23 protein-coding genes are annotated in these 22,613 nt (G+C 65.6%); 7 read left to right on the plus strand and 16 right to left on the minus strand.

Translation table 11 applies throughout. From position 1 onward, the window contains the following. Positions 1-14: 14 nt before the first annotated feature. From fabG to HD883_RS25725, 4 genes are read left to right on the plus strand one after another with little or no spacing between them, the layout of a single operon-like run. The gene (fabG, locus tag HD883_RS25710) at positions 15-764 is read left to right on the plus strand and encodes a 3-oxoacyl-ACP reductase FabG (RefSeq protein WP_179590299.1); all 750 of its coding nucleotides are present in this window, start codon (positions 15-17) and stop codon (positions 762-764) included. Continuing rightward, entirely contained in the window at positions 757-1,581 is an 825-nt protein-coding gene (locus tag HD883_RS25715; RefSeq protein ID WP_179590297.1) for an enoyl-CoA hydratase/isomerase family protein, read from the plus strand. The genes fabG and HD883_RS25715 overlap by 8 nt, the downstream gene beginning before the upstream one ends. 3 nt (positions 1,582-1,584) lie before the next feature. Continuing rightward, the gene (locus tag HD883_RS25720; protein ID WP_179590295.1) at positions 1,585-2,781 is read left to right on the plus strand and encodes an acetyl-CoA C-acetyltransferase; all 1,197 of its coding nucleotides are present in this window, start codon (positions 1,585-1,587) and stop codon (positions 2,779-2,781) included. Beyond that, complete coding sequence (locus tag HD883_RS25725) at positions 2,778-4,028, plus strand: CoA transferase (RefSeq protein WP_179590293.1); 1,251 nt, start codon at positions 2,778-2,780, stop codon at positions 4,026-4,028. The genes HD883_RS25720 and HD883_RS25725 overlap by 4 nt, the downstream gene beginning before the upstream one ends. Before the next feature lie 27 nt (positions 4,029-4,055). Here HD883_RS25725 and phnX read toward each other — a convergent pair whose 3' ends face one another. The 5 genes from phnX to phnD all read right to left on the minus strand — a co-directional run bounded on the left by phnX (position 4,056) and on the right by phnD (position 8,593). Continuing rightward, positions 4,056-4,913, minus strand: a complete 858-nt coding sequence (gene phnX / locus HD883_RS25730; protein WP_179590291.1) for a phosphonoacetaldehyde hydrolase — start codon at positions 4,911-4,913, stop codon at positions 4,056-4,058. 10 nt (positions 4,914-4,923) lie between these two features. Next, positions 4,924-6,009: an iron-containing alcohol dehydrogenase PsrA gene (psrA, locus tag HD883_RS25735; protein ID WP_179590289.1), complete on the minus strand. Its 1,086-nt coding sequence runs from the start codon at positions 6,007-6,009 to the stop codon at positions 4,924-4,926. Positions 6,010-6,093: 84 nt separating this feature from the next. Beyond that, complete coding sequence (gene phnE, locus HD883_RS25740) at positions 6,094-6,921, minus strand: phosphonate ABC transporter, permease protein PhnE (RefSeq protein ID WP_179590287.1); 828 nt, start codon at positions 6,919-6,921, stop codon at positions 6,094-6,096. Beyond that, entirely contained in the window at positions 6,918-7,718 is an 801-nt protein-coding gene (gene phnC / locus HD883_RS25745) for a phosphonate ABC transporter ATP-binding protein (RefSeq protein ID WP_179590285.1), read from the minus strand. Before phnC ends, phnE begins: the two co-directional genes overlap by 4 nt. Further along, complete coding sequence (gene phnD, locus HD883_RS25750) at positions 7,715-8,593, minus strand: phosphonate ABC transporter substrate-binding protein (RefSeq protein WP_179590283.1); 879 nt, start codon at positions 8,591-8,593, stop codon at positions 7,715-7,717. Before phnD ends, phnC begins: the two co-directional genes overlap by 4 nt. Positions 8,594-8,704: 111 nt before the next feature. Between phnD and HD883_RS25755 the strand changes: the two genes are divergently transcribed. Then, positions 8,705-9,583 (plus strand): LysR substrate-binding domain-containing protein, encoded by an 879-nt coding sequence (locus HD883_RS25755; RefSeq protein ID WP_179590281.1) that lies wholly within the window; start codon positions 8,705-8,707, stop codon positions 9,581-9,583. 22 nt (positions 9,584-9,605) lie between these two features. On the opposite strand, the gene HD883_RS25760 is transcribed toward HD883_RS25755, so the two are convergent. The 3 genes from HD883_RS25760 to argF form a co-directional block, all read right to left on the minus strand. Beyond that, positions 9,606-10,340: a glutamine amidotransferase gene (locus tag HD883_RS25760; RefSeq protein ID WP_179590279.1), complete on the minus strand. Its 735-nt coding sequence runs from the start codon at positions 10,338-10,340 to the stop codon at positions 9,606-9,608. A 269-nt stretch (positions 10,341-10,609) separates the two neighbouring features. Beyond that, positions 10,610-11,836, minus strand: a complete 1,227-nt coding sequence (locus HD883_RS25765; RefSeq protein ID WP_179590277.1) for an argininosuccinate synthase — start codon at positions 11,834-11,836, stop codon at positions 10,610-10,612. A gap of 256 nt (positions 11,837-12,092) precedes the next feature. Beyond that, entirely contained in the window at positions 12,093-13,112 is a 1,020-nt protein-coding gene (gene argF / locus HD883_RS25770) for an ornithine carbamoyltransferase (protein WP_179590275.1), read from the minus strand. Between the two features lie 268 nt (positions 13,113-13,380). Here argF and HD883_RS25775 point away from each other — a divergent pair, with 268 nt between their 5' ends. After that, complete coding sequence (locus tag HD883_RS25775; RefSeq protein ID WP_179590273.1) at positions 13,381-13,689, plus strand: DUF3579 domain-containing protein; 309 nt, start codon at positions 13,381-13,383, stop codon at positions 13,687-13,689. A gap of 253 nt (positions 13,690-13,942) precedes the next feature. Here HD883_RS25775 and rpsT read toward each other — a convergent pair whose 3' ends face one another. Beyond that, complete coding sequence (gene rpsT / locus HD883_RS25780; RefSeq protein ID WP_179590271.1) at positions 13,943-14,206, minus strand: 30S ribosomal protein S20; 264 nt, start codon at positions 14,204-14,206, stop codon at positions 13,943-13,945. A gap of 235 nt (positions 14,207-14,441) precedes the next feature. Between rpsT and murJ the strand changes: the two genes are divergently transcribed. After that, entirely contained in the window at positions 14,442-16,007 is a 1,566-nt protein-coding gene (gene murJ, locus HD883_RS25785) for a murein biosynthesis integral membrane protein MurJ (RefSeq protein ID WP_179590269.1), read from the plus strand. A 155-nt stretch (positions 16,008-16,162) separates the two neighbouring features. Here the strand turns inward: murJ and HD883_RS25790 are convergent, their stop codons facing one another. The 7 genes from HD883_RS25790 to HD883_RS25820 all read right to left on the minus strand — a co-directional run bounded on the left by HD883_RS25790 (position 16,163) and on the right by HD883_RS25820 (position 22,589). Continuing rightward, positions 16,163-18,235 (minus strand): sodium-translocating pyrophosphatase, encoded by a 2,073-nt coding sequence (locus HD883_RS25790; RefSeq protein WP_179590267.1) that lies wholly within the window; start codon positions 18,233-18,235, stop codon positions 16,163-16,165. 168 nt (positions 18,236-18,403) lie between these two features. Next, the gene (gene adk, locus HD883_RS25795) at positions 18,404-19,057 is read right to left on the minus strand and encodes an adenylate kinase (RefSeq protein ID WP_179590265.1); all 654 of its coding nucleotides are present in this window, start codon (positions 19,055-19,057) and stop codon (positions 18,404-18,406) included. 321 nt (positions 19,058-19,378) lie between these two features. After that, complete coding sequence (gene kdsB, locus HD883_RS25800) at positions 19,379-20,149, minus strand: 3-deoxy-manno-octulosonate cytidylyltransferase (protein ID WP_179590263.1); 771 nt, start codon at positions 20,147-20,149, stop codon at positions 19,379-19,381. 47 nt (positions 20,150-20,196) lie between these two features. Then, a complete protein-coding gene (locus tag HD883_RS25805; RefSeq protein WP_179590261.1) occupies positions 20,197-20,385 on the minus strand; it encodes a Trm112 family protein in 189 nt (62 codons plus the stop codon). Beyond that, a complete protein-coding gene (lpxK, locus tag HD883_RS25810; RefSeq protein WP_179590790.1) occupies positions 20,366-21,460 on the minus strand; it encodes a tetraacyldisaccharide 4'-kinase in 1,095 nt (364 codons plus the stop codon). Before lpxK ends, HD883_RS25805 begins: the two co-directional genes overlap by 20 nt. 67 nt (positions 21,461-21,527) lie before the next feature. Beyond that, a complete protein-coding gene (locus HD883_RS25815; protein WP_179590259.1) occupies positions 21,528-21,953 on the minus strand; it encodes an ExbD/TolR family protein in 426 nt (141 codons plus the stop codon). Between the two features lie 36 nt (positions 21,954-21,989). Then, on the minus strand, positions 21,990-22,589 hold the full coding sequence (locus tag HD883_RS25820) for a MotA/TolQ/ExbB proton channel family protein (protein ID WP_179590257.1): 600 nt from the start codon (positions 22,587-22,589) through the stop codon (positions 21,990-21,992). Positions 22,590-22,613 lie beyond the last annotated feature (24 nt).

Below are 22,613 nucleotides of genomic sequence, written 5' to 3' on the forward strand. Positions count from 1 at the left end.
CGGAGCGCCATCTCATGGATTTGCAGATCAACGACAAAGTCGCCATCGTCACCGGTTCCGCACGGGGCCTGGGGGCCGCCACGGCACGCCGTCTGGCAGAAGAAGGCGCGAGCGTGGTTATCACCGACATCCTGCGTGAACAGGCCGAAGCCACGGCAGCCGCCCTGCGTGCTCACGGACTGAAGGCAGTTTGCATCGTCGCCGACATCACCAAAAGCGCAGAGGTGCAACGCCTGGTCGACGAGACCATCGCCCACTTTGGCGGCGTCCACATCCTGGTGAACAACGCCGGTTTTCCGCGCGACCGCTATCTGGTCAAGATGACCGAAGACGATTGGGATCTGGTCATGGAGGTCATGTTGAAGGGCGCCTTCCTGGCCTGCAAGGCAGTCATGCCGCACTTCATCGACCAGGGCTGGGGCAGGGTGATCAACATCAGTTCCCGCGCCCATTTCGGCAACCCGACGCAGGCCAATTATTCGGCTGCCAAGGCAGGCCTGATCGGAATGGCCAAGGCGCTGGCGATCGAAGAAGGGCGCTATGGCATCACCGTCAATTGCATCGCGCCGGGCTTCATCGAAACCGAAATGGTGCAGGCCCTGCCCACCTACGAAACCATTCGCGACCGCGCGGTTGCCATGCAGCCGATCAAACGCGGCGGCCGGCCCGACGACATTGCCGACGCCGTGGCATTCCTTGCGTCGCAACGCGCCGGCTTCATCACCGGCGAAGTGCTGCACGTGACGGGCGGCCGGTATGGCTGACCCCGTCTTGCTGCAAGCGGACGGGCCGGTGCGCTGTACGTTCGATGCCGGCGTCGCGCAAATCACGCTCGATAACCCGCCGCTGAATGTGGTCAACCGCAGGTTGACTGAAGCCTTGGGGCGCACGCTGGAGGCCCTGGCGGCAGAGGATGCCGTCCGCGCGGTGGTCGTTACCGGCGCAGGCTCGCGCGCCTTCTGTGCAGGGTCGGACATTGCCGAATTCCAGCCCTGGATGCAGCCCGGCCGCATCGGGCCGGAAAAGCTGTCGCTGCAACACGCCGTGTTCGCGCGGCTCGATGATTTTCCCAAGCCGACGATTGCCGCCATACACGGCGTGGCGTTCGGCGGTGGACTGGAAATCGCCGTGTGCTGCGACCTGATCGTGGCCGATGCGCAGGCCCGATTCGCCTTGCCCGAAATCAGGCTCGGATTGTTCCCGAGCAGCGGTGGCCCCGTTCGTGTGGCCCGCCGCATTGGTGAAGGCCGGGCCAAGGAAATGATGTTTTTTGGCGAGCCGATCGATGCGCCGACCGCGTTGGCGTGGGGACTGGCCAATCGTGTCGCGCCATCCGGCCTGGCGCTGGACACGGCCCTGTCGTTGGCCCGTGATCTGGCGCGCGGGCCGGCCCTGGCGCTGGCCTTGTGCAAGCAGGCAATAGGACTGGCGTTCGACGGCGCCAAAGCCTCGGCCATCGCTGCCGCACTGCCCCTGTCGGAACGCGTGTTCACGTCGGCGGAGTCGCAAGAAGGCGTGCGGGCCTTCTTTGCCCGGACACCGCCGGTTTTCCCCAACGCAATGCTCCACAGCAAGGAATAGATCATGAAACGCGCGGCCATCGTATCGCCCCTTCGCACCCCCATCGGAGCGTTTGGCGGCAGCCTGAGCAAGGTCCCGGTCGAAGAGCTTGGCGCCGTCGTGGCGCGGGCCATTGTGGCGCGGACCGGGCTCGATCCTGCGCACATCGACGATGTCGTCTTCGGGCATTCCTATGCCAACGGCGAAGTGCCCTGCACCGGCAGGTGGATCGCGCTGCAAGCCGGCTTCCCGATCGAGGTGGCCGGCATGCAGCTCGACCGCCGCTGCGGCACCGGACTGCAGGCTATCGCCACGGCCGCCATGATGGTCCAGACCGGCGCAGCCGACGTGGTGATGGCCGGGGGCGTCGAGAGCATGAGCAATGTCGAGTACTACACCACCGACATGCGCTGGGGGAAACGGGCAGGCACTGTCCGCTTCCATGACCGCCTTGAGCGCGGCCGCGAACGTGCGCAACCCGAGGCCCGCTTCGGACCCATCAGCGGCATGATAGAAACGGCCGAGACGCTGGCCCGTGAATACGACATTGCTCGCGAGGAAGCCGACGCGTTCGCGCTGCGCAGTCACCAGCGGGCCGCGGCAGCATGGTCCAGCGGCGCGTTTGCAGAAGAGGTCGTTCCGGTCCACGTGGCGCAGCGCAAGGGCGACCCCATTGTGGTCGATCGGGACGAAGGCATCCGCTCGGACCTGACGCTGGCGCAGTTGGCCCGGCTTAAACCCTTGATGCGCGACGGCATCGTGACCGCCGGCAACGCATGTCAGCAGAACGATGCCGCCGCGGCCTGCCTGATCGTCGCCGAAGACCGCCTGGAAGCGTTGGGACTGACGCCGATCGGCTATCTGCACAGCTGGGCCGCGGCCGGTTGTGACCCTTCACGGATGGGTATCGGCCCCGTTCCCGCGGTGGAAAAACTGTTCCGCCGCACCGGACTGTCGTTCGACGACATGGGCCTGGTCGAGCTGAACGAAGCCTTTGCGTGCCAGGCGCTGGCCGTTGCGAAAGGCTGGGGCTGGAATGATCCGGACCGCTTCAACGTCAACGGGTCTGGCATATCGCTTGGCCATCCGGTCGGCGCCACGGGCGTGCGCATCATGACGTCGCTGTTGCACGAGATGCAGCGGCGCGGCGCGCGGTACGGGCTCGAAACCATGTGTATTGGCGGGGGGCAGGGCATGGCTGCCGTGTTCGAACGCGCATGACCTATCCCTTGCTGAACCGCCTGCGTGTGATTGAAAGTTCTGCCTTCATTGCTGCGCCGCTTGCCGGGTTGACCCTGGCGCAATTTGGCGCCGACGTGATTCGCGTCGACATGATCGGCGGCGGTATCGATTACGCGCGCATGCCCCGCATGCCCCATCCGGCCGGAAAAGGCCGCAGCCTGTACTGGACCGCGCTCAACAAGGGCAAAAGATCGATCGCGATCGATCTGCGGCAGGCCGAAGGCCGGGAAATCGTGCAGGCCCTGGCCACCGCGCCGGGACCGGAAGCCGGCATTTTCCTGACCAATGTCGGCACGCCCTGGCTGGCGCATGACGTATTGGCGGACCGGCGTGCCGATGTCGTCACCTGCACCATTCAGGGCAATGGCGACGGCAGCACCGCCGTCGACTACACCGTGAACTGCGCTACGGGCTACCCGTCCATTACGGGGGGCGGGTCCGCACAGAATCCGGTCAATCATGTGCTGCCTGCGTGGGATATCGCATGCGCCTACCAGGCCGCGTTTGCCGTGGTCGCTGCCGTCGATCGGCGGCGCCGCACCGGCGAAGGGGCGCAGCTTCAACTCGCGCTGTCGGACGTCGCCTTCACGACCCTGTCGCATCTGGGTGTCCTGACCGAAGCCGAGGTATTGCAGCAAGAACGGCCATCGTTGGGTAATCACCTGTATGGCGCCTTTGGACGCGACTTTGCCACGGCCGACGGCGGCCGCGTCATGGTCGCAGCCATTTCGGCCGGCCAGTGGAAGGCGCTGGTGACGTGTTGCGGCGTGTCCGATGACATCCGCGGGATCGAGCGCCGGCTGGGCCTGGACTTCACGGATGAAGCGCAACGCTTCGAAGGTCGGGACGCCATTGCCAGGCTCATCGAGCCGTGGTTTGCCGCCAGGACACAAGCGGCGGCCGAAGCCGAACTGGAACGGCATCGGGTGTGCTGGGGTCGGTACAGCAGCGTGCGCGAACTGCTGCAGAACGATGGGCGGGTGGGCGCCGACAATCCGGTGTTTGAACGGATGACCACACCGGGCGTGGGTCGCCATTTGGCCGCAGGGACACCCATCAGGGTGGCCGCCCTGACGCGGGAAGCCACCGAGCCCGCCGCGCTGCTCGGCACCCACACCGACGAAGTATTGCATGGCGTGCTGGGCCTGGATGGCGCGGCTATCGGCCGGCTGCATGACGCCGGCATTGTGGCAGGTCCGGAAAGGGATCCAAGCGTCGCGGCTTAGCGTCCTTCGTTGCGGCGCGCAGTCACGTCACGCCGCCCGCTGCCCGTGCCCGGCAGGCATCGGCGTGTCGAGCGCGGCCAGGCACATCACTGCGCGGGGCAGGTCCGCGATCGAATCGACCACCATGTGCGCACCCGCGGCATAAAGCCTGGCCGCGGCCTTGTCGCGCACGGCGCTCAGTGCGTCGGGCGAGAGCGCAGCCAGTTCGTCCAGCGTCAGGCCCGCTTCGTTGCCCGACAGGGCCAGGCCCACGCACCACATGCCGGCGTTGCGGCCTTCTTCGATGCCTGGCGCGGTGTCGTCGACCTTGATGCATTTGCGGACGTCGCCGATGCCCAGCGCGAGCACATTGGCCAGGGCCATGAAGGGGCCGGGCCGCCCGCCGGCGGGCAGGTCGTCGCCGGCCACGGCGTGGTCCGGGGCGATGCCCTGGGCGGCGGCCAGGGGCAGCAGCACGTCCAGCACCTGTCGCGGATAGCCCGAGCACGAGCCGATCTTGAGGCCCTGTTCGCGCAGCCACGCCAGGGTCGCCACGGCGCCCGGGATGGGGGCGGAATAGTCGCCGACCTTGTCGATCTGCATGGGCATGAAGCGGTGGTAGATCGCATCGATGTCGGCGGCGGTGGCGGCCTGGCCGGATCGTGCCAGCCATTGCGTGGCGATGGCGGGTGTCTGCAGCAGCGTGCGGATGTGGTCGCGTTTGGACAGCCCCATGGGGCCGCGCGACTGGTCGAGCGTGACCGTGATGCCGAACGCGGCAAAGGCTTCGACAAAGATTTGCGTGGGGGCGAGCGATCCGACATCGACCAGGGTGCCGGCCCAGTCGAAGATGACGGCGTCGAAGCGGCCGGGGGGAAGCGGGGGAAGCAGGGCGGAAGTAGGCATGTGTGGGGACTTATGAAAAGGTGATGAAGTTGCGGCCGCGCGGGCCTTGCAACGCATCTTGGATACGGTGGCGCCAGTCGCTGGCGCTGATGCCGTAGTGCTGCGGATCGGTGCTGACGCCGACGCTTTGCAGGAAGGACGTCAGCGCCGCGATGGCGGTCGCGCCGTCATGCGTGTGGAAGATGGCGCACAGGTGCTGGTCCACCTCGTCGTCATGACCGAGCGCCATTTCCATGATCCGGGGCAGGCTGAAGGAACACGCAATGCCGTGGGCCACGCCGTGTTCCAGGGTGATGTCGTACGACAAGGAATGGGCAAGGGCCGTGCGGGTGTTCGAGAAGGCCAGGCCGGCCTGCAGCGCGGCGGTGGCCAGGTGGTCGCGCAGGTCGATGCGATCCAGCGACGTCAGCAGGTCGGGCAGCACCTGCACGATGCGCCGCGCCGCGGTCACGGCCAATGCCATCGATACCGGATTGCGGTTGACGTTCCAGATCGACTCCAGCGCATGGGACAGGGCGTCCAGCCCGCTGGCCACGGTGGCGGCGCGCGGCAGCGTGGTCATCAGGGTGGCGTCGATCACCGCGGCTTGCGGCCAGGTCCAGGGCAGATGCAGCGACAGCTTGCGGCCATGAGCGTGATCCCATACGGTCGCCCACGGTGTGACTTCGCTGCCCGTTCCGGCAGTGGTCGGTATCGCAATCAACCGGCGGTGGCCGTGTCCGGCGGGAACCGTTCCGCCTTGCATGGCCGCCAGCAGCGTGTCGAAGCGGTCGCCCTCGGTGCGGGTCAGCATGACCTTGGCGCAATCGATCGCACTGCCACCGCCCAGCGCAATCACGCACTCGGCCTCGGGATGATCACGCCACAGGCGCTCGTACATCGGGGCCAGCCAGGACACATCCGGGTTCGGCTGGATATCGGTTTCGACGGCCACCAGCCGGTCTTGCAGCAGGGTGCGCAGGCGGCCGACCAGGCCCAGCGCATCGGCCTCGGGAAAGGCGATCAGGATGGCGCGGCGGTTGCCGAGCAGGCCCGGCAGGGCCTGCAGTGCGCCTTCGCCGGCATGCACATCAACAGGATTATGGAAAGACCACATGGATAGGGCTCGCAAGGATCCGCTGCGGGGTTCGATGGAACCCGCAGGCAGCGGCAAACAAAGGGAAAGGTCAGGGCGCCCGGTCTACCCGTGCCGGCCGTTGTGCTGGATCCGGTGACGCAGCCGATTCGAGATCGCGTCGGCCGCGATCACCATGACCGTGATCACGATGATGCAGGTGGCGGTTTCCTGATACCGGAACAGCTTCAGGCTGCTGACCAGTTCGAAACCCAGCCCGCCCGCGCCGACCATGCCCAGCACCGTGGCCGACCGCAGGTTGACCTCGAAGCGATACAGCACCACCGCGATCCACGCCGTGATCACCTGCGGCAGCACCGCAAAGACGATCACCTGCAGCGGCCGGGCGCCCGTGGCCCGCAGCGCCTCGACCGGACCCTGATCGATCTCTTCAATCGCCTCGGCAAAGAACTTGCCGAGCATGCCGGCGCCATGCAGCGCCAGGGCCAGGACGCCCGGGAAGGGGCCCAGTCCCACCGCCGACACGAACACCAGCGCCAGGATCAGTTCGTTGATGCTGCGCACGACATTCATGCCCTGGCGCGTGATGCGGTACGCCCACCGGTTGCTCTGCAGATTGCGCGCCGCCAGGAACGACAGCGGAACGGCCGGCACCACGGCCAGCAGCGTGCCCCAGATGGCGATCTGGATCGTCTCGATCGCGGGGGCCCACAGGCGGCCCAGAATGCTCCAGTCGGGCGGCATGGTGCGACCGGCAAAATCCAGGATCTGCGGCAGGCCCGAGGCGAGTTCACCCCAGCTCAGCTGCGCGCCGCCGGCGCTCCATTGCAGCGCCCAGACGGCAGCCGCAACAGCGATGCCCAGGGTCAGCCAGGACTGGGTCGAACGGGGGCTGGGCCCGGTCCAGGTATAGGACGTGACGTGGCTTCTCATGATCCCTCCGCCAGTGCAGTCATGAAGGGCACGGCATGCGGGCTGCGTGCCGGTTCCGCGGCGGCCTGCGGCGCGGATTGATAGATGCGGGCGATGTCGGCATCGCCCAGCGTGTCCGGCGCACCGTTGAACACCACGCGGCCATGCGCCAGGCCGACGATCCGGTCCGCAAATTCACGTGCGTAATCGACCTGATGCAGATTGCAGACCACCGTGATGCCCAGGTCGCGGGAGGCATCGCGCAGGTACTGCAGCACCCGCCGCGCCGAGTTCGGATCCAGGCTTGCCACCGGTTCGTCGGCCAGGATCACCTGCGGCCGCTGCGCCAGCGCCCGGGCAATGCCGACCCGTTGCATCTGCCCGCCCGACAAGGAATCGGTGCGCGCATGCGCCTTCTGTTCCAGGCCGACCCGCGCCAGGCATTCGTGGGCCAGGGCAATGTCGCTGCGGCGGAACAGGTGCAGGATCGACGCCAGGGTGGACACCGAGCCCAGCCGGCCCGTCAGCACGTTTTTGAGGGCGGTCAGCCGCGGCACCACGTGGTGGTGCTGGAAGATCATGGCGACCTGGCGGCGCAGGGCGGCCGGATCCGGACAGCACACGGCATCCAGATCGCCCATGCGCAGTTCGCCCGAGTCGGCCACCGTCAGCCGGTTCATGCAGCGGAGCAGGGTGGATTTGCCCGCGCCCGATTCGCCCAGCACGACCAGGAATTCGCCGGCTGCCGCGTCCAGGTCCACGCCGCGCAGCACGGCGTTGTCGCCATAGTGTTTGGTCAGCGCGCGGATGCGGATCACTTCATGCTCCTCAGGTCCAGCTTCAGCACCTTGGCCGTGTCGCGCACCACGTCGTAGGCGGCGTCGTTGGTCGGCTGGAAACCGTTCAGCACGCCCTGGTCGCCCCACGGCAAGTCCTTGACGTTGGCCAAGGCCTGCTGCAGCTTGGCCTTGCGCGCCGGATCCAGGTCCTTGCGCCACACCATCGGCGATTCCGGAATGGGGTCCGACGACCACACGACCTGGATGTCTTCGCTCTTGACCTGGCCCTTGGCGATGGCGCTGGCCAGGATGCGATCCGCCACGGCGGCGGCATCGACCTTCTTGTTGGCGACCGCCAGAATGCTGGCGTCGTGCGATCCCGAAAAAATCACGCGGCCAAAGAAGGTGTCAGGGTCGATGCCCGTGCGCATCAGTCCGGCCTTGGGGAACAGATGGCCCGACGCGGACGTGGGATCCACGAACGCAAAGTTGCGGCCCTTCAGGTCGGCTGGCTTCGTGATGCCGCTGTCCTTGCGGGCGATGATGACGCTCTTGTAGGCGCTCTGGCCGGTCTTCTTGGTGACCGCGACCGCGAAGGCTTCGACGTTGGCCATCGAACTGGCCAGCACATACGAGAACGGTCCCAGGTAGGCCACATCCAGTTTCTTGGCACGCAGGGCTTCGATCACCCCGTTGTAGTCAGTGGCCACGAAAGGTTTGACCGGCATGCCCATCTGGTCGCGCAACTGATCGAGCACCTGGCGGCTGCTCTCGATCATGGCCTGGGAATCCTCGGCGGGAATCAGGCCGATGGACAGCGCGTCGGCGGCCAGGGCCGGGGCTGGCGCGGCGGCAACCAGGGTCAGCATCAGGGCAGCGGCAAGGCTGCGAGTCAGTGGAAGCAGGCGTGTCATCGGGATCTCGTCGGTGTCTGTTGGCGTGTCGACAAGGCTACGGACCGCGTGTGACAAGGCGATATCAAGACAATCACGAATTTGTCATCGAACCATTGATAGGATCTATGGATGACGACCGCTCGCATCCGTGCCTTTCTTGCCGTTGCCCAGCATGGCAGCTTCAGTGCGGCCGCCCGCGCCGTCGGGCTGAGCCAGCCGACCTTGACCACCCAGGTGCAGGCGCTGGAACGCCTGCATGATGTCCAGTTGTTCCATCGCAAGGGGCATCAGGTCCACATGACCAGTGTCGGGCAGCGCCTGTTGCCGATTGCCCGGCAGCTGGCCAGCCTGGAAGCCGACGCCTACAACCTGCTGCATGACAGCGGCGAACTCAACGCCGGCGACCTGAAGCTGGGCGCGGTCGGCCCCTTTCATGTCATCGAAATGGTGTCGGCTTATCGACAGCGCTACCCGCGCGTCGAGGTGTCGATCCGGATGGGCAACTCGTCAGCCGTGTTCAACGACCTGCAGACCTACGCGGTGGATATCGGTGTGCTGGCGCGCTTTCACGATGCCGAGGGCTACAGCGCGACGCCGTATGCGCGTCATGCCCTGATCCTGTTCGTGCATCGCGATCATCCCTGGGCCGGGCGCACGTCGGTGCCGCTCGACGCGCTGCATGGCCAGCCGCTGCTGCAGCGGGAAGAGGGATCGAGCACCCGTCGCGCACTGGACGACGCCATGGCCGCCGCGGGCGTGGTGCCGCGGATCGTCATGGAAATCGGGAGCCGCGAAGCGCTGCGCGAAGCCGCCGCGCGAGGGATAGGTATCGGGGCGGTGTCGGAAGCGGAATTCATTCCCGACGAACGGCTGGTGCCGCTGCGGATCGATGGCGATCCGGCGGTGACCGAAACTTATCTGTATTGCCTGGAAGAGCGCAGGCAGACCCGCATCCTGCGCTCGTTCTTTGACGTGGTCGGACCGCTGCATCGCAAGGGCGCGATGTAGGCGGCGGGCAAGGGCAGGCGCGTTACGCCGCCATCGCGTACCGCTGCACGAACCCCTGCAGCATCTGCTGCGCGTGCGGCGTGGGCTGCAGCTCGGCCCGCAGGGTCGGCACGTCGAACCCTTCCGCGCCCAGCTTGGGCTCGTAGTGGTTCAGATAGGTGGTCATCACCCCGGTGCAGAATTCCGGGTGGTATTGCGTGGAGAGCACGTGGTCGGCATAGCGCACGATCTGATGCGGATCATGCGACGAGCGTGCGAGCACTTGCGCGCCGGGCGGCAGTTGCAGGACGCTTTGCTGGTGGATGAGGTGGGCAAAGAAGGTGGGCGGCAGGTGGCCCACGATCGGGTCGTTCTGCGCCGCGGCCAACAGTTCCACGGGCTGGGTGCCGACTTCGCGGCCCAGGGGGTGGTAGCCCACCGTGCCGCCCAGTGCGTGGGCGATCAATTGGTGGCCGTAGCAGATGCCGAGAATGGGAAGCTTGGCGTCCACCGCGTCGCGGATCCAGGCTGCCGTCCGTTCGCTCCAGTCGGCGCCGTCGGTGACCATGGCGGGTGAGCCTGTGATTAACGCGGCACAGTACTGGCCGGGGGCTTCCAGGGTTTCGCCTTCGTGCACGGCGACAACGCGCACTTCGGCATCGGACAGGCCGGCGGCGTCCCGAATCATCTGGGCAAATCCGCCGTGGCGCGTTTGGATGGCATCGGGCGGCAGCCCGGTCTGGATGATGACGATGGGACGGCGTGTTGCCTGGGACATCTCGACCACCTGTTGGCACATGGAAATTCGGGTAAGTACGGACAATTTGTGTCCATACACCATCAAACCTGAAGATTCGTTACAGCGAAAGAGGAACCGCAAACGCTGTCTTCACCACGCCACATTTACAACGTCGGCCATCCAACGCCACATACGCCGCGCCACGTACCTGACACCACATTGCGCCGATCTGACAAACGCAATCGGCGGCCCCGCAGGGCCGCCGATTGACGTTGCCCTGTCGGGCGGTAATGCGGAACAGCGGACGATCAGCCCCGCTGGCGGCGGGCGTTTTCGGCAATGCGCATGCGCAGCGCGTTCAACTTGATGAAGCCGCCGGCGTCGGCCTGGTTGTAGGCGCCGCCGTCATCGTCAAAGGTGGCGATGGTCTGATCGAACAGCGTGTTCTTCGAGTCGCGCGCGACTGTGTACACGTTGCCCTTGTACAGCTTGACCCGCACCCAGCCATTCACGGCCGCTTGCGTGTGGTCGATCAGGATCTGCAGCGCCTTGCGCTCGGGGCTCCACCAGTAGCCGTTGTAAATCAGGCTGGCGTAGCGGGGCATCAGGTCGTCTTTCAGGTGGGCGACTTCGCGGTCCAGCGTGATCGATTCGATGGCACGGTGGGCGCGGAGCATGATGGTGCCCCCGGGAGTTTCGTAGCAGCCACGCGACTTCATGCCGACGTAGCGGTTTTCGACCAGGTCCAGACGGCCGATGCCGTGCTTGCCGCCGATCTCGTTCAGCGCGGTCAGCACTTCGGCAGGCGTCATGCGCTTGCCGTTCAGGCCGACGATGTCGCCGCCTTCATATTCGATATCCAGGTATTCGGCTTCGTCGGGCGCCTCTTCAGGCGACACCGTCCAGCGCCACATGGCCGCTTCGGCTTCTGCCTTGGGGTCTTCCAGGTGACGGCCTTCGTAGCTGATGTGCAGCAGGTTGGCGTCCATGGAGTAGGGCGCGCCGCCTTGCTTGTGCTTCATGTCGATCGCGATGCCGGCCGCTTCGGCGTACGCCAGCAGCTTTTCACGCGACAGCAGGTCCCATTCGCGCCAGGGGGCGATCACCTTGATGCCCGGTTCCAGCGCGTAGTAGCCCAGTTCGAAACGCACCTGGTCGTTGCCCTTGCCGGTCGCGCCGTGCGAGACCGTATCGGCGCCGACCTGGCGGGCGATTTCGATCTGGCGCTTCGCGATCAGCGGCCGAGCGATCGACGTACCCAGCAGGTACTCGCCTTCGTAGACGGTATTGGCGCGGAACATGGGGTACACGAAGTCGCGCACGAACTCTTCACGCAGGTCGTCGATGAAGATGTTCTCGGGCTTGATGCCGAATTTGATGGCTTTGGCGCGTGCAGGCTCGACTTCTTCACCCTGGCCGATGTCGGCGGTGAAGGTGACGATTTCGCAGTTGTAGGTATCCTGCAGCCACTTGAGGATGACAGAGGTGTCGAGGCCGCCAGAATAGGCGAGGACGACCTTATTTACTTCGCTCATTGATATTCCCAGACATGGACGTGAGCGCCGCGCAGGGGAGGGGCGCGGTGCGGCTAAGCGGCCGGTCGAGGTCACCGAGGTGCATGCGGCTGCGGTCAGCCTGGCATACGCCCGGGATCGAACAATCGCCCCCCGGCGTGAACAGGGCGATCGTTGATTGTACTCAAGCGATCGGGGTGCGGGGCCGGATCGCAGTCTTAATTGTGCAATGAACAACAATTCGGGCTTGCCCGGGGGTGGGCAGGCCTGGCAGGGATCAGTCGAGGCGGCCCAGCAGCAGGAATTCCATCAGCGCCTTCTGGACGTGGAGGCGGTTTTCGGCCTCGTCCCAGACGACGCTTTGCGGGCCGTCGATCACTTCGGCAGTGACTTCTTCGCCGCGATGCGCCGGCAGGCAATGCATGAAAATGGCGTCGGGATCGGCCACATTCATCATGTCGGTATCGACGCACCAGTCGGCGAAGGCTTCGCGCCGTTCTTCATTTTCGGCTTCGAACCCCATGCTGGTCCAGACGTCAGTCGTGACCAGGTGTGCACCCTTGCAGGCGTCCATGGGATCGGTGAATTGCTTGAGCCGTTCGGTCGTGATCAAGCCGGCGCGTTCGGGTTCGACTTCGTAGCCCGGCGGGGTGGACACGTTCAGGTTGAAGTCGAGCAGTTCGGCGGCCTGCAGCCACGTATTGCACATATTGTTCGAATCGCCGATCCACGCGACCGTCTTGCCCTGGATCGGGCCGGAATGCTCGATGTAGGTGAAGATGTCGGCCAGGATCTGGCACGGATGGAATTCGTTGGTCAGGCCATTGATGACCGGCACGCGCGAAAACTCGGCAAACCGTTCGATCTTGGTTTGCTCATAGGTGCGGATCATGACGATGTCGACCATGCGCGAGATGACCTGCGCCGAGTCTTCGACCGGTTCGGAGCGGCCCAGCTGCGAATCGCCGGTGGTCAGGTGGATGACCGAGCCGCCAAGCTGGTACATGCCGGCTTCGAACGACACCCGGGTACGCGTGCTGGCCTTTTCGAACACCATGGCCAGGGTGCGGTCGTGCAGGGTCAGGTGTGGTTCGTAGTTCTTGAACTTGCGCTTGATGAGCGCGGCGCGAGCGAACAGATAGTCGATGTCGCTGCGATCGAAGTCGGTAAATTCAAGGAAGTGACGGATGGGCGCGGTGTTCTTGCCCTGGGCAGTCAGGCCGATGTTGGCCGGTACTGCGGAAGTTGCGGATGCTTTCAGTGCTGCGGAACTGGACTGCTGGGTAGGTACGGTCATGCGACGCCTCCGACGGAACTGCCGAATCAGCGGGCAAGGGCACAGGTGTGCCGCGCGGGCTATCGACTCATCGGCTTCGTTTTCACGGGAAGCCGACATGATACCCGACGGCGCATGGCAAACCCATGATGGGCGTGGGTGTTTTCGTCCACCTTTACCTTGGCAACGCCCCTTCGGCAAAGCCGCAGGCGGGTTTCGGGCTGGCGATACGGTACAATCCCTGACTGCCTCGTTCGAGGTCGTTCCCCTCATTTCCCTTTGTTGATCAATGGCTGAAAGCGTTAGGCGTTTCATTATCCAAGGCAAGACTTCCAGCGGCAGCACGTTCCGTCCAAGCGACTGGGCCGAGCGTCTGGCGGGCGTCATGTCGGCATTCCGGCCGCCTGGCAGCGTCGCCAATCACCTGACGTACTCCCCGTACGTTGTGCCGACGCACATCGAAGGCGTGAAATGCGTGGTGGTCGATCCGCGCCTGCGTGACTTGGAACCGCTGGCCTGGCAGTTCGTGATCGACTTTGCGCGCGACAACGACCTGACGACCGTGGAAGCCTGCGTGGACAAGCCGCAGGTGAAGTGAACGGGCGGTATGGGATAGCCGGTGGCCTGGGCTGCCGGAAATGAAAAAGCTACGCCGCGGCGTAGCTTTTTTTTGGCCTTCATTGCCACGTCAGCACGGCTGGGCAAATACAAAAACGCCCAGCGGGCAACCGCATGACTGCTGGTTGCCCGCTGGGCGTGTACACATAAGCTCATTGCAAACGCGTTACCGCAAAAGCTTTACCACGAACTTCCAGCTTGCCGGCTGACGTATCAGGCCGGCAGGCAGAACTTCAGGCCATTGCCTTGACGGCGGAGGCCAGGCGGCTCTTGTGGCGCGATGCCTTGTTCTTGTGAATGATTTGCTTGTCCGCGATGCGGTCGATCACGCTGGTCGTCTTCTGGAAGACTTCGGTGGCCGCAGCCTTGTCACCGGCTTCGATAGCCTGGCGAACGCGTTTGATCGACGTGCGCAGCATCGAGCGCAGGCTGGAGTTGTGCTTGTTGCGAACGACAGCTTGACGTGCGCGCTTGCGTGCTTGGGCGGTATTTGCCATGAGAATTCCGTATCGAGTAAGGCGAAGACATGTCTTGCAGCAAACGGTCTGGCGGGCTTGGTACTCAGAAAGTACCCAAACTACCCTTAATACACACTTAAGGGCACGGCACCGACAGCAAGGCACCGGACAGGAGCTTCGCGAAGCCAAAGACTATAGCGGGAAATGCCCGTAAAATCAAGCCGACGCATCCCCACCACAACTGCCGCGCCTGTTCGCGGATCGAAAGGCTTTTATGAATCTGCTACGCGCGGCGGCGACCGTCAGTAGTTATACCTTGTTGTCCCGCGTGACCGGCTTGATCCGCGATGTGTTGATTGCCCGGGCCTTTGGCGCCGGAAGCATCACCGACGCATTCTGGGTGGCCTTCCGGATCCCCAACCTGCTGCGGCGGCTGTTTGCCGAAGGCGCGTTTGCCCAGGCCTTCGTTCCCATTCTTGGCGAGACCAAGTCCACCCGGACCACGGAAGAGGCGCGGGTGCTGCTTGACCGCGTGGCCTCGTTGCTGACCTTCGTGCTGATCGGCGTGACCCTGGTCGGGATCATTGCCGCGCCGCTCGTGGTCAGCGCCATGGGCAGCGGCCTGCGGGGCGCCGACCGTGCGTCGGACTTCGACGCCGCGGTGTGGATGACCCGGGTCATGTTCCCGTACATCACATGCATGTCGCTGGTGGCATTTGCGTCGGGCGTGCTCAACACCTGGCGGCACTTTGCCGTGCCGGCAATTACGCCGGTGCTCCTGAACCTGTCGATGATCGCGGCCAGCATTTTCCTGGCGCCCAGGCTGGAAACGCCGATCTACGCGCTGGCCATCGGCGTGGTGATCGGTGGCGTGGCGCAACTGGCGGTGCAGTTTGCGGCGCTGGCCAGGTTGGGCCTGAAGCCGCGCATCTCGTTCCGCCTCAAGACCGCGTGGGCCGATCCTACCGTCAAGCGCATCATGCGGCAGATGCTGCCGGCGACCGTGGGCGTGTCGGTCGCGCAGCTGTCCTTGCTGATCAACACCAATATCGCCACCTGGCTTGCCCCCGGCAGTGTGACCTGGCTGTCGTTTGCGGACCGGCTGATGGAATTTCCGACTGCCTTGCTGGGTGCGGCGCTGAGCACCGTGCTGCTGCCCAGCCTGTCTCAGGCCCACGCGGCCGGGCGCAAGGAAGACTACAGCGCGCTACTGGACTGGGGCCTGCGGCTCACGTTGCTGCTGGGCCTGCCGGCGGGGCTGGGGCTGGCGCTGATGTCCGAAGGGCTGGTGAGCACGCTGTTCCATTACGGCGCATTCAACGCCGCCGACGTGGCGCAGACACGCATGGCGGTTATTGCGTACGCCGTAGGACTGCTGGGCCTGCTGGCCGTCAAGATCCTGGCGCCGGGCTTCTATGCGCGGCAGGACATCCGCACGCCCGTCAAGATTGCGCTGGCCGTGCTGGTCGCGACGCAGTGCCTGAACCTGATTTTCGTGCCCTACCTGCATCACGCCGGACTGGCTTTGTCGATCGGCCTGGGCGCCTGCATCAACGCCCTGGCCCTGCTGACCGGCCTGCGCCGCCGCGGCGTCTACGTCCCGTCCAAGGGTTGGGGCACTTTCTTCATGAAGCTGCTCGTTGCCCTGGCCGTCATGGGCACCGCCCTGGCCGGCGCCAACACCTTCATCGACTGGCTGGCCATGCAACAGCACGCCTGGCTGCGTGTGGGACTGCTGCTGGCCATGGTCTCAGGCGCCGGCGTCGTCTACTTCGGCGTGTTGTTCACGCTGGGCTTCCGCCCCAACCAGTTCAAGAAGGGCGGAACGCCGTTGGTCTGACAAACAGTCAAAGCAAGCATGTCGCCCCAATCGGGCGCAGCGGACCCGGTCCGCCCGTGTCGCCCCTGGGGGAGGCGCGCAGCCCCCAGGGGGGCTCATCCACCCAGTCCGCCAGCGTCGCCCCTGGGGGAGGCGCGCAGCGCCTAGGGGGGGGCTCACAACACCCCTACCAGCAGCAGCGCCACGATGTTGATGATCTTGATCAGCGGGTTGATCGCGGGGCCGGCGGTGTCCTTGTAGGGATCGCCCACCGTGTCCCCGGTCACCGCGGCCTTGTGCGCCTCGGACCCCTTGCCGCCGTGGTGGCCTTCTTCGATGTATTTCTTGGCGTTGTCCCATGCGCCGCCGCCGGTGCACATCGACACGGCCAGGAAGAAGCCGGTCACGATCGCGCCCATCAGCATCCCGCCCACCGCCATCCGTGCGGCCTCGGGGCCCATCAGCACCCGGATCACGATCGCCAGCAAAATCGGCGCAAAGATCGGCAGCGCCGACGGGATCATCATTTCCTTGATCGCCGCCTTGGTCAGCATGTCGACCGCGCGGCCGTATTCGGGCTTGGCGGTGCCGGCCATGATGCCCGGGATCTCGCGGAACTGGCGGCGCACTTCGACCACGACGGCGCCAGCGGATCGGCCCACGGCTTCCATCGCCATGGCCGCGAACAGGAAGGGCAGCAGGCCGCCGATCAGCAGGCCGATGATCACCGCCGGTTCGGCCAGTGAAAACTCCACCGCCTTGCCTGCCGCTTCCAGGCCATGCGTAAAGTCGGCAAACAGCACCAGTGCCGCCAGGCCGGCGGACCCGATTGCATAGCCCTTGGTGACGGCCTTGGTGGTGTTGCCGACGGCGTCCAGCGGGTCCGTGACGGCGCGGACCGACTCGGGCAACTGGGCCATTTCGGCAATGCCGCCCGCGTTGTCGGTGATCGGCCCGTAGGCATCCAGCGCGACAATAATGCCGGCCATCGACAGCATGGACGTGGCCGCGATGGCGATGCCGTACAAGCCCGCCAGCGCGTACGACGCAATGATCGCCAGGCACACCAGGATGACGGGGGCCGCGGTCGACTTCATCGACACGGCCAGCCCGGCAATCACGTTGGTGCCATGGCCGGTGGTGGACGCCTGCGCCACCGCGCGCACGGGGCCATATTCGGTGCCGGTGTAGTACTCGGTCACCCACACCAGCAGGCCGGTCAGGACCAGGCCGACGACGGTGCTGCCGAACAGGCGCAGCAGGCTTTCGGTGTCACCCAGCGCGCTGCCCTTGAAGACCAGGGCGGTAATCGGGTAGAAGGCCACCAACGCCAGCACGCCCGCGACGATCAGCCCGCGGTACAGCGCCGACATGATGCGTTTGCCCGGCCGCATCTTGACTGCCGCGCAGCCGACGATGGACGCGATGATCGAAAAGCCGCCCAGCGCCAGCGGGTACAGCACGGCTTCGAGCGGTGCCTCGGAAATGACCAGTGACCCCAGCAGCATGGTCGCAATGATCGTCACGGCGTAGGTTTCGAACAGATCGGCGGCCATGCCGGCGCAATCGCCGACGTTGTCGCCCACATTGTCGGCAATCACGGCGGGATTGCGCGGGTCGTCTTCCGGAATGCCGGCTTCGACCTTGCCCACCAGGTCGGCGCCCACGTCCGCGCCCTTGGTAAAGATGCCGCCCCCCAGCCGCGCAAAGATCGAAATCAGCGATGCGCCAAAGGCCAGGCCGATCAGCGGCCGCAGGGCGTCATGCAGGCTGGTGATCTCGGGGGATACGGGCCGGGTCAGCAGCCACCACAGGCTGGCCGAGATGCCGATGATGCCCAGGCCCACGACCAGCATGCCCGTCACGGCGCCGCCGCGGAATGCGATGGCCAGGGCAGGGTCCAGCCCGCCGGTGGCCGCCTGCGCCGTCCGCACGTTGGTGCGTACCGAGATATTCATGCCGATGAAGCCGGCGGCGCCCGACAGGACGGCGCCGACCAGGAAGCCGGCCGCGCAGGCCCAGCCCAGTCCCGGCACCAGGCCGATGATCAGGAACAGGACGACGCCGACGATGGCGATGGTGGTGTATTGACGATTGAGGTAGGCCTGCGCGCCTTGCTGGATGGCGGCGGCGATTTCCTGCATCCGCGGGTTGCCGGGGTCTTGCCTGAGAATCCAGCGGATGGAATAGGCGCCGTACAGGACGGCAAGAATGCCGCAAAGCAGCGGAAACGCGAGACCCCAGGCCATATGACTCCTCCTTGTTGTTGTCACTGCCTATCCGCGGAAGACCGCGGAGCACTTCAAACCAACAATCATCGAGGGCCAGCGTGGGGCCGGGCGGGCGCGGCGCGCCAGCCTGAATCAAGAAGGGCAGCGCTTTCGCGCTGCCCTGAAGTCACTGCATGAGGTTCCGGCTTATTTCACCGCCTCGAACAGTTTGCTCTTGATGTCGTCCACGCTTCCCACGCCAGCAATCTTGCGATACTGCGGTGCGCCGGGCTCGCCGGAGTCGGCCCATTGCGAGTAGTAGTCGATCAGGGGCCGGGTCTGGTCGCGATAGACCGCCAGGCGTTTGCGTACGGTGTCTTCCTTGTCGTCGTCGCGCTGGACGAGCGGCTCGCCGGTCACGTCGTCGACGTTGTCGACCTTGGGCGGGTTGAACCGGGTGTGATACGTCCGGCCGCTGGACAGGTGCACGCGGCGGCCGCTCATGCGTTCGATGATCTCTTCTTCGGGCACGTCGACTTCAACCACGTAGTCGATCGCCACGCCGGCCTGCTTCATGGCGTCGGCCTGTGGGATCGTGCGTGGGAAACCGTCGAACAGATAGCCCTTGGCGCAGTCGGCCTCGAGCAGACGGTCTTTGACGAGGCCGATGATGATGTCGTCCGACACCAGGCCACCCGCGTCCATGACTTTCTTGGCCTCGATTCCCAAAGGCGTGCCGGCCTTGACGGCGGCCCGCAGCATGTCGCCGGTAGAGATCTGGGGAATGCCGAATCGTTCCTTGAGAAACGCGGCCTGAGTGCCTTTGCCGGCGCCGGGCGCTCCGAGCAAGATTAGACGCATTGATGCTTCCTGGTGGTGTTTGAATAATGGCTGACCGGATCACTGCGATCGGGCGAGGCCCTTGTTACAAGGGCAATGCTCGTCATTTTAGTTCGAATGGACGCAGTGAAACAGCATTGTGCGAATGGTGCAGAGAAGTGATGGTCAAAAGCTGCAATCGATGCATGTCGGTTGCCCCCCAGCCTGGACGCTCTCGTGCCCAAAAATCCTGTCCAAAACTTACCTTACGCTGAAGGGCCGGTCAAATCCCTGGACTACGGACAGACCCGTATAGCGGCAACGTGAATAGCTTGCCGGCTGTGCGGGGTCCGGCGTCCGGCGTCAGCCCTGGCCGGGCGTTGCCACGAGGCCGCGCACCTGATCCAGGTCGGCCTGCGTGTCGACACCCGGCGCCGGAGCGTGCGCGGTCAGGTGCACCTGGATCGAGAACCCATGTTCCATGGCGCGCAGCTGTTCCAGGGATTCCCAGCGTTCCAGCGTGCCCTGCGACAGGCTCGGGAAGCGGCGCAGGAAACCGGCGCGATACGCGTAGAGGCCGATGTGGCGAAGCGCGGGCAGCCCGGGCGCCAGGACCGGGTCGCCGCCGGCCAGGGCGTCGCGGGCCCACGGAATCGGGGCACGCGAAAAGTACATGGCGCGGCCATGGGTGTCGCACACCACCTTGACCATGTTCGGGTTGAACAGCTCGTCGGCGGATTGCAGCGGGTGGGCCGCGGTGGCGATGGCGGCTGACGGATGACGGTCGAGCGCCTGGGCCACGTCGGCGACCAGGGTGGGGGAAATCAGCGGTTCGTCGCCCTGGATGTTGACGACGATGTGATCGTCGGACAGTCCCAGCTGCACACAGACTTCAGCCAGGCGGTCGGTGCCGGTAGGGTGATCGTCGCGCGTCATGAGGGCGCGAAAGCCATGCGCCTGCACGGCTTTGGCGATCTCGGCGTCGTCGGTCGCGACGACAACGTCGGCGGCGCCACTGGCGCGCGCCTTTTCAGCCACCCAGACGACCATGGGCTTGCCGCCGATGTCGGCGAGCATCTTGCCCGGCAGCCGCGTGGAGCGCGCGCGGGCCGGAATCACTGCGAGAAAATTCATGACGGAAGCATCAGGCTGAAAAGGGACGGGGGAAGTCGGGACGCGGCTCAGGGCAGCGCGGCGACGTCGGCTTCGTTGAGCACGCGCGCTTCGGATTCCAGCATGACGGGAATGCCGTCGCGGATCGGGAAAGCCAGGCGCTGGGCCTTGCTTACCAGTTCCTGGCGGGTGCGGTCGTAGTGCAGCGGCCCCTTGCTGAGCGGGCAGACAAGGATGTCAAGCAGGCGTGTGTCCATGGAGTCGGGTATCCAGCCAGTCGAAAAATGTGGGATCGGACAGGTGCGCCGATACGGCAACCGCCCAGATGCGCGGATCGTTCAGATGCCCGCATTTTACGGCGTCCTTGTCGGTCACGAGCAGCACATCGACCGCCATATCCGAAAAAGGCGAGGTTGCGTAGTCGAAATGGTCGGGCAGCGCGCGTGTGATGACCGGGTCGATGCCCGCCTGGCGCAGGGTGGCAAAGAAGCGGTCGGGGTGGCCGATGCCGGCGGCGGCGCCGATGCGCAGGGGGGCGAGGGCGTCACGGTCCTCACCCGCGTCACCCGCCGTCAGCCAGGTCAGCGGGCGGATGTCGCCATCGGTGACACGGCGCAGGTGCCTGGCGACCAGGCGCATGGTGAGCTGGCGCGGGAGTCGGGATGCGTTGACGGAAGGCGCCGCATCGCCGGTTCCCGTCAAATTGGTCACGACAACATCCACCGTGTTCCGCCGCGACGCCGGCTCCCGCAGCGGGCCGGCGGGCAGCAGCCGGCCGTTGCCTACACCGCGGGCGTCCTGCACGATCACTTCCACGTCCCGCGCCAGCGCCAGATGCTGCAAACCGTCGTCGGACACGATCACGTCAACCGAAGGAAAATCGCGCCGCAGTGCCTGCGCCGCCAGCGCGCGGCGGGGATGCACCGCCACCGGCACGTCGGCTTCACACGCGATCAGGGCGGGTTCATCGCCGAACAGGGCGGCATCCAGCACGCCCTGGCCGGTGCGGGGGGTATCGGATGTGTCTTTGTCGAAGGGCCGGGCGCCGTATCCCCGGCTGATCACCCCGGGTGTCCAGCCGCGCGCGCGCAGGCCTTCCAGGGTCGCCAGCAGAAACGGCGTCTTGCCCGTGCCGCCAACATACAGATTGCCGATCACGATCACCGGCACGTCGATCCGCGCCGCGTGCTTCCAGCCGCGCCGGTAAGCCGTGCGTTTGCCTGCCACCACCGCGCCGGTCAGCCAGGACAGGGGCGTCAGCAGCGCCGACAACCAGCCGCCGGTCTGCCACTGGCGCTGCAGCAGCGCTTTCATTGGGCGGTCAGGGTCGATACAAAGGCCGACGCTGGCGCAGGCGAGGCCTGGCCGCGACCGGCAGCCCGGGCGCCCGGCCCCGCCATCAGCGCTTGGCGCCCGGGTTCGTGCGCGTCGTGAACCCGACGCGTGCAATGCCCGCCAGGCGGGCCGCTTCCATGGCGTTGACCACCGACTGGTGCGTCGCGCCGGCGTCGGCGTCGATCACCAGCGACGGTTCGGTGCGCCCCTGTACCGCGGCCCGCAAGGCCTGCGACAGGGTTTCCGCGTCGCGGTACTGCAGCGCGCGGCCGTTCAGGGCGTAGCGCCCGTCGGCGGCAACCGTCACCGTCACCTGCGGCGGCGCGGCGCGTGTGTCGTTGCTGGCCGTGGGCAGCGTGATCGACAGCTGGCTGAACTTCGAAAACGAGGTCGAGGCCGCCAGGAAAATCATGATCACCAGCAGCACGTCGATCAGCGGGATCAGGTTGATCTCCGGATCTTCGATGTGGCGTCTTCTGCGAAAATTCATGCTGTGTCGCCTTGCGCCGCCAGGCCTGGAAGCCGGTTACTCGTCATGCAGGGTGTCCACCAGGCGGATCGCCGCCTGCTCCAGGTCGTGCAGGTAATCTTCGATGCGGGTACGCAGGTAGCGGTAGAACACCATGGCCGGGATGGCGATGAAGATGCCGAAGCCCGTGTTGTACAGTGCCACCGAGATGCCCTTGGCCAGGGTCGACGGATCATTGCCCACCGGCGAATACGCGCCAAAGATCTCGATCATGCCGACCACGGTGCCGAACAGCCCCATCAGCGGGGCGACGGCGGCGATGGTGCCGATGGCGCCCACGTGGCGGCCCAGGTCGTGGGCGACCGAATGACCGGTGGCTTCCAGCGCTTCCTGCGTCGCCGACCGGGTGCGGTGGCGATGGCGCAGGCCGGTCGCCAGGACGCGGCCCAGGGGCGAACTGGCGTCCAGCTTGTCGATGATGTCGGGCGTGATGCGCTTTTTCTGCACTAGGCCCAGCACGTCATCCAGCACGGCGGGCGGCAGGACACGCGTGCGCCGCAGCGCAAGCAGGCGTTCGACAATCAGGGTCAGGGCGAGGAAAGACGTGGCGATGAGCGGCCAGATCGGCCAGCCCGCGTCGCGGATGATGGCGAGCAAAGATGCTCTCCTTATGCAGTGAAG

Source organism: Pigmentiphaga litoralis, from assembly GCF_013408655.1.
In the GTDB taxonomy this organism is placed as follows: domain Bacteria; phylum Pseudomonadota; class Gammaproteobacteria; order Burkholderiales; family Burkholderiaceae_B; genus Pigmentiphaga; species Pigmentiphaga litoralis_A.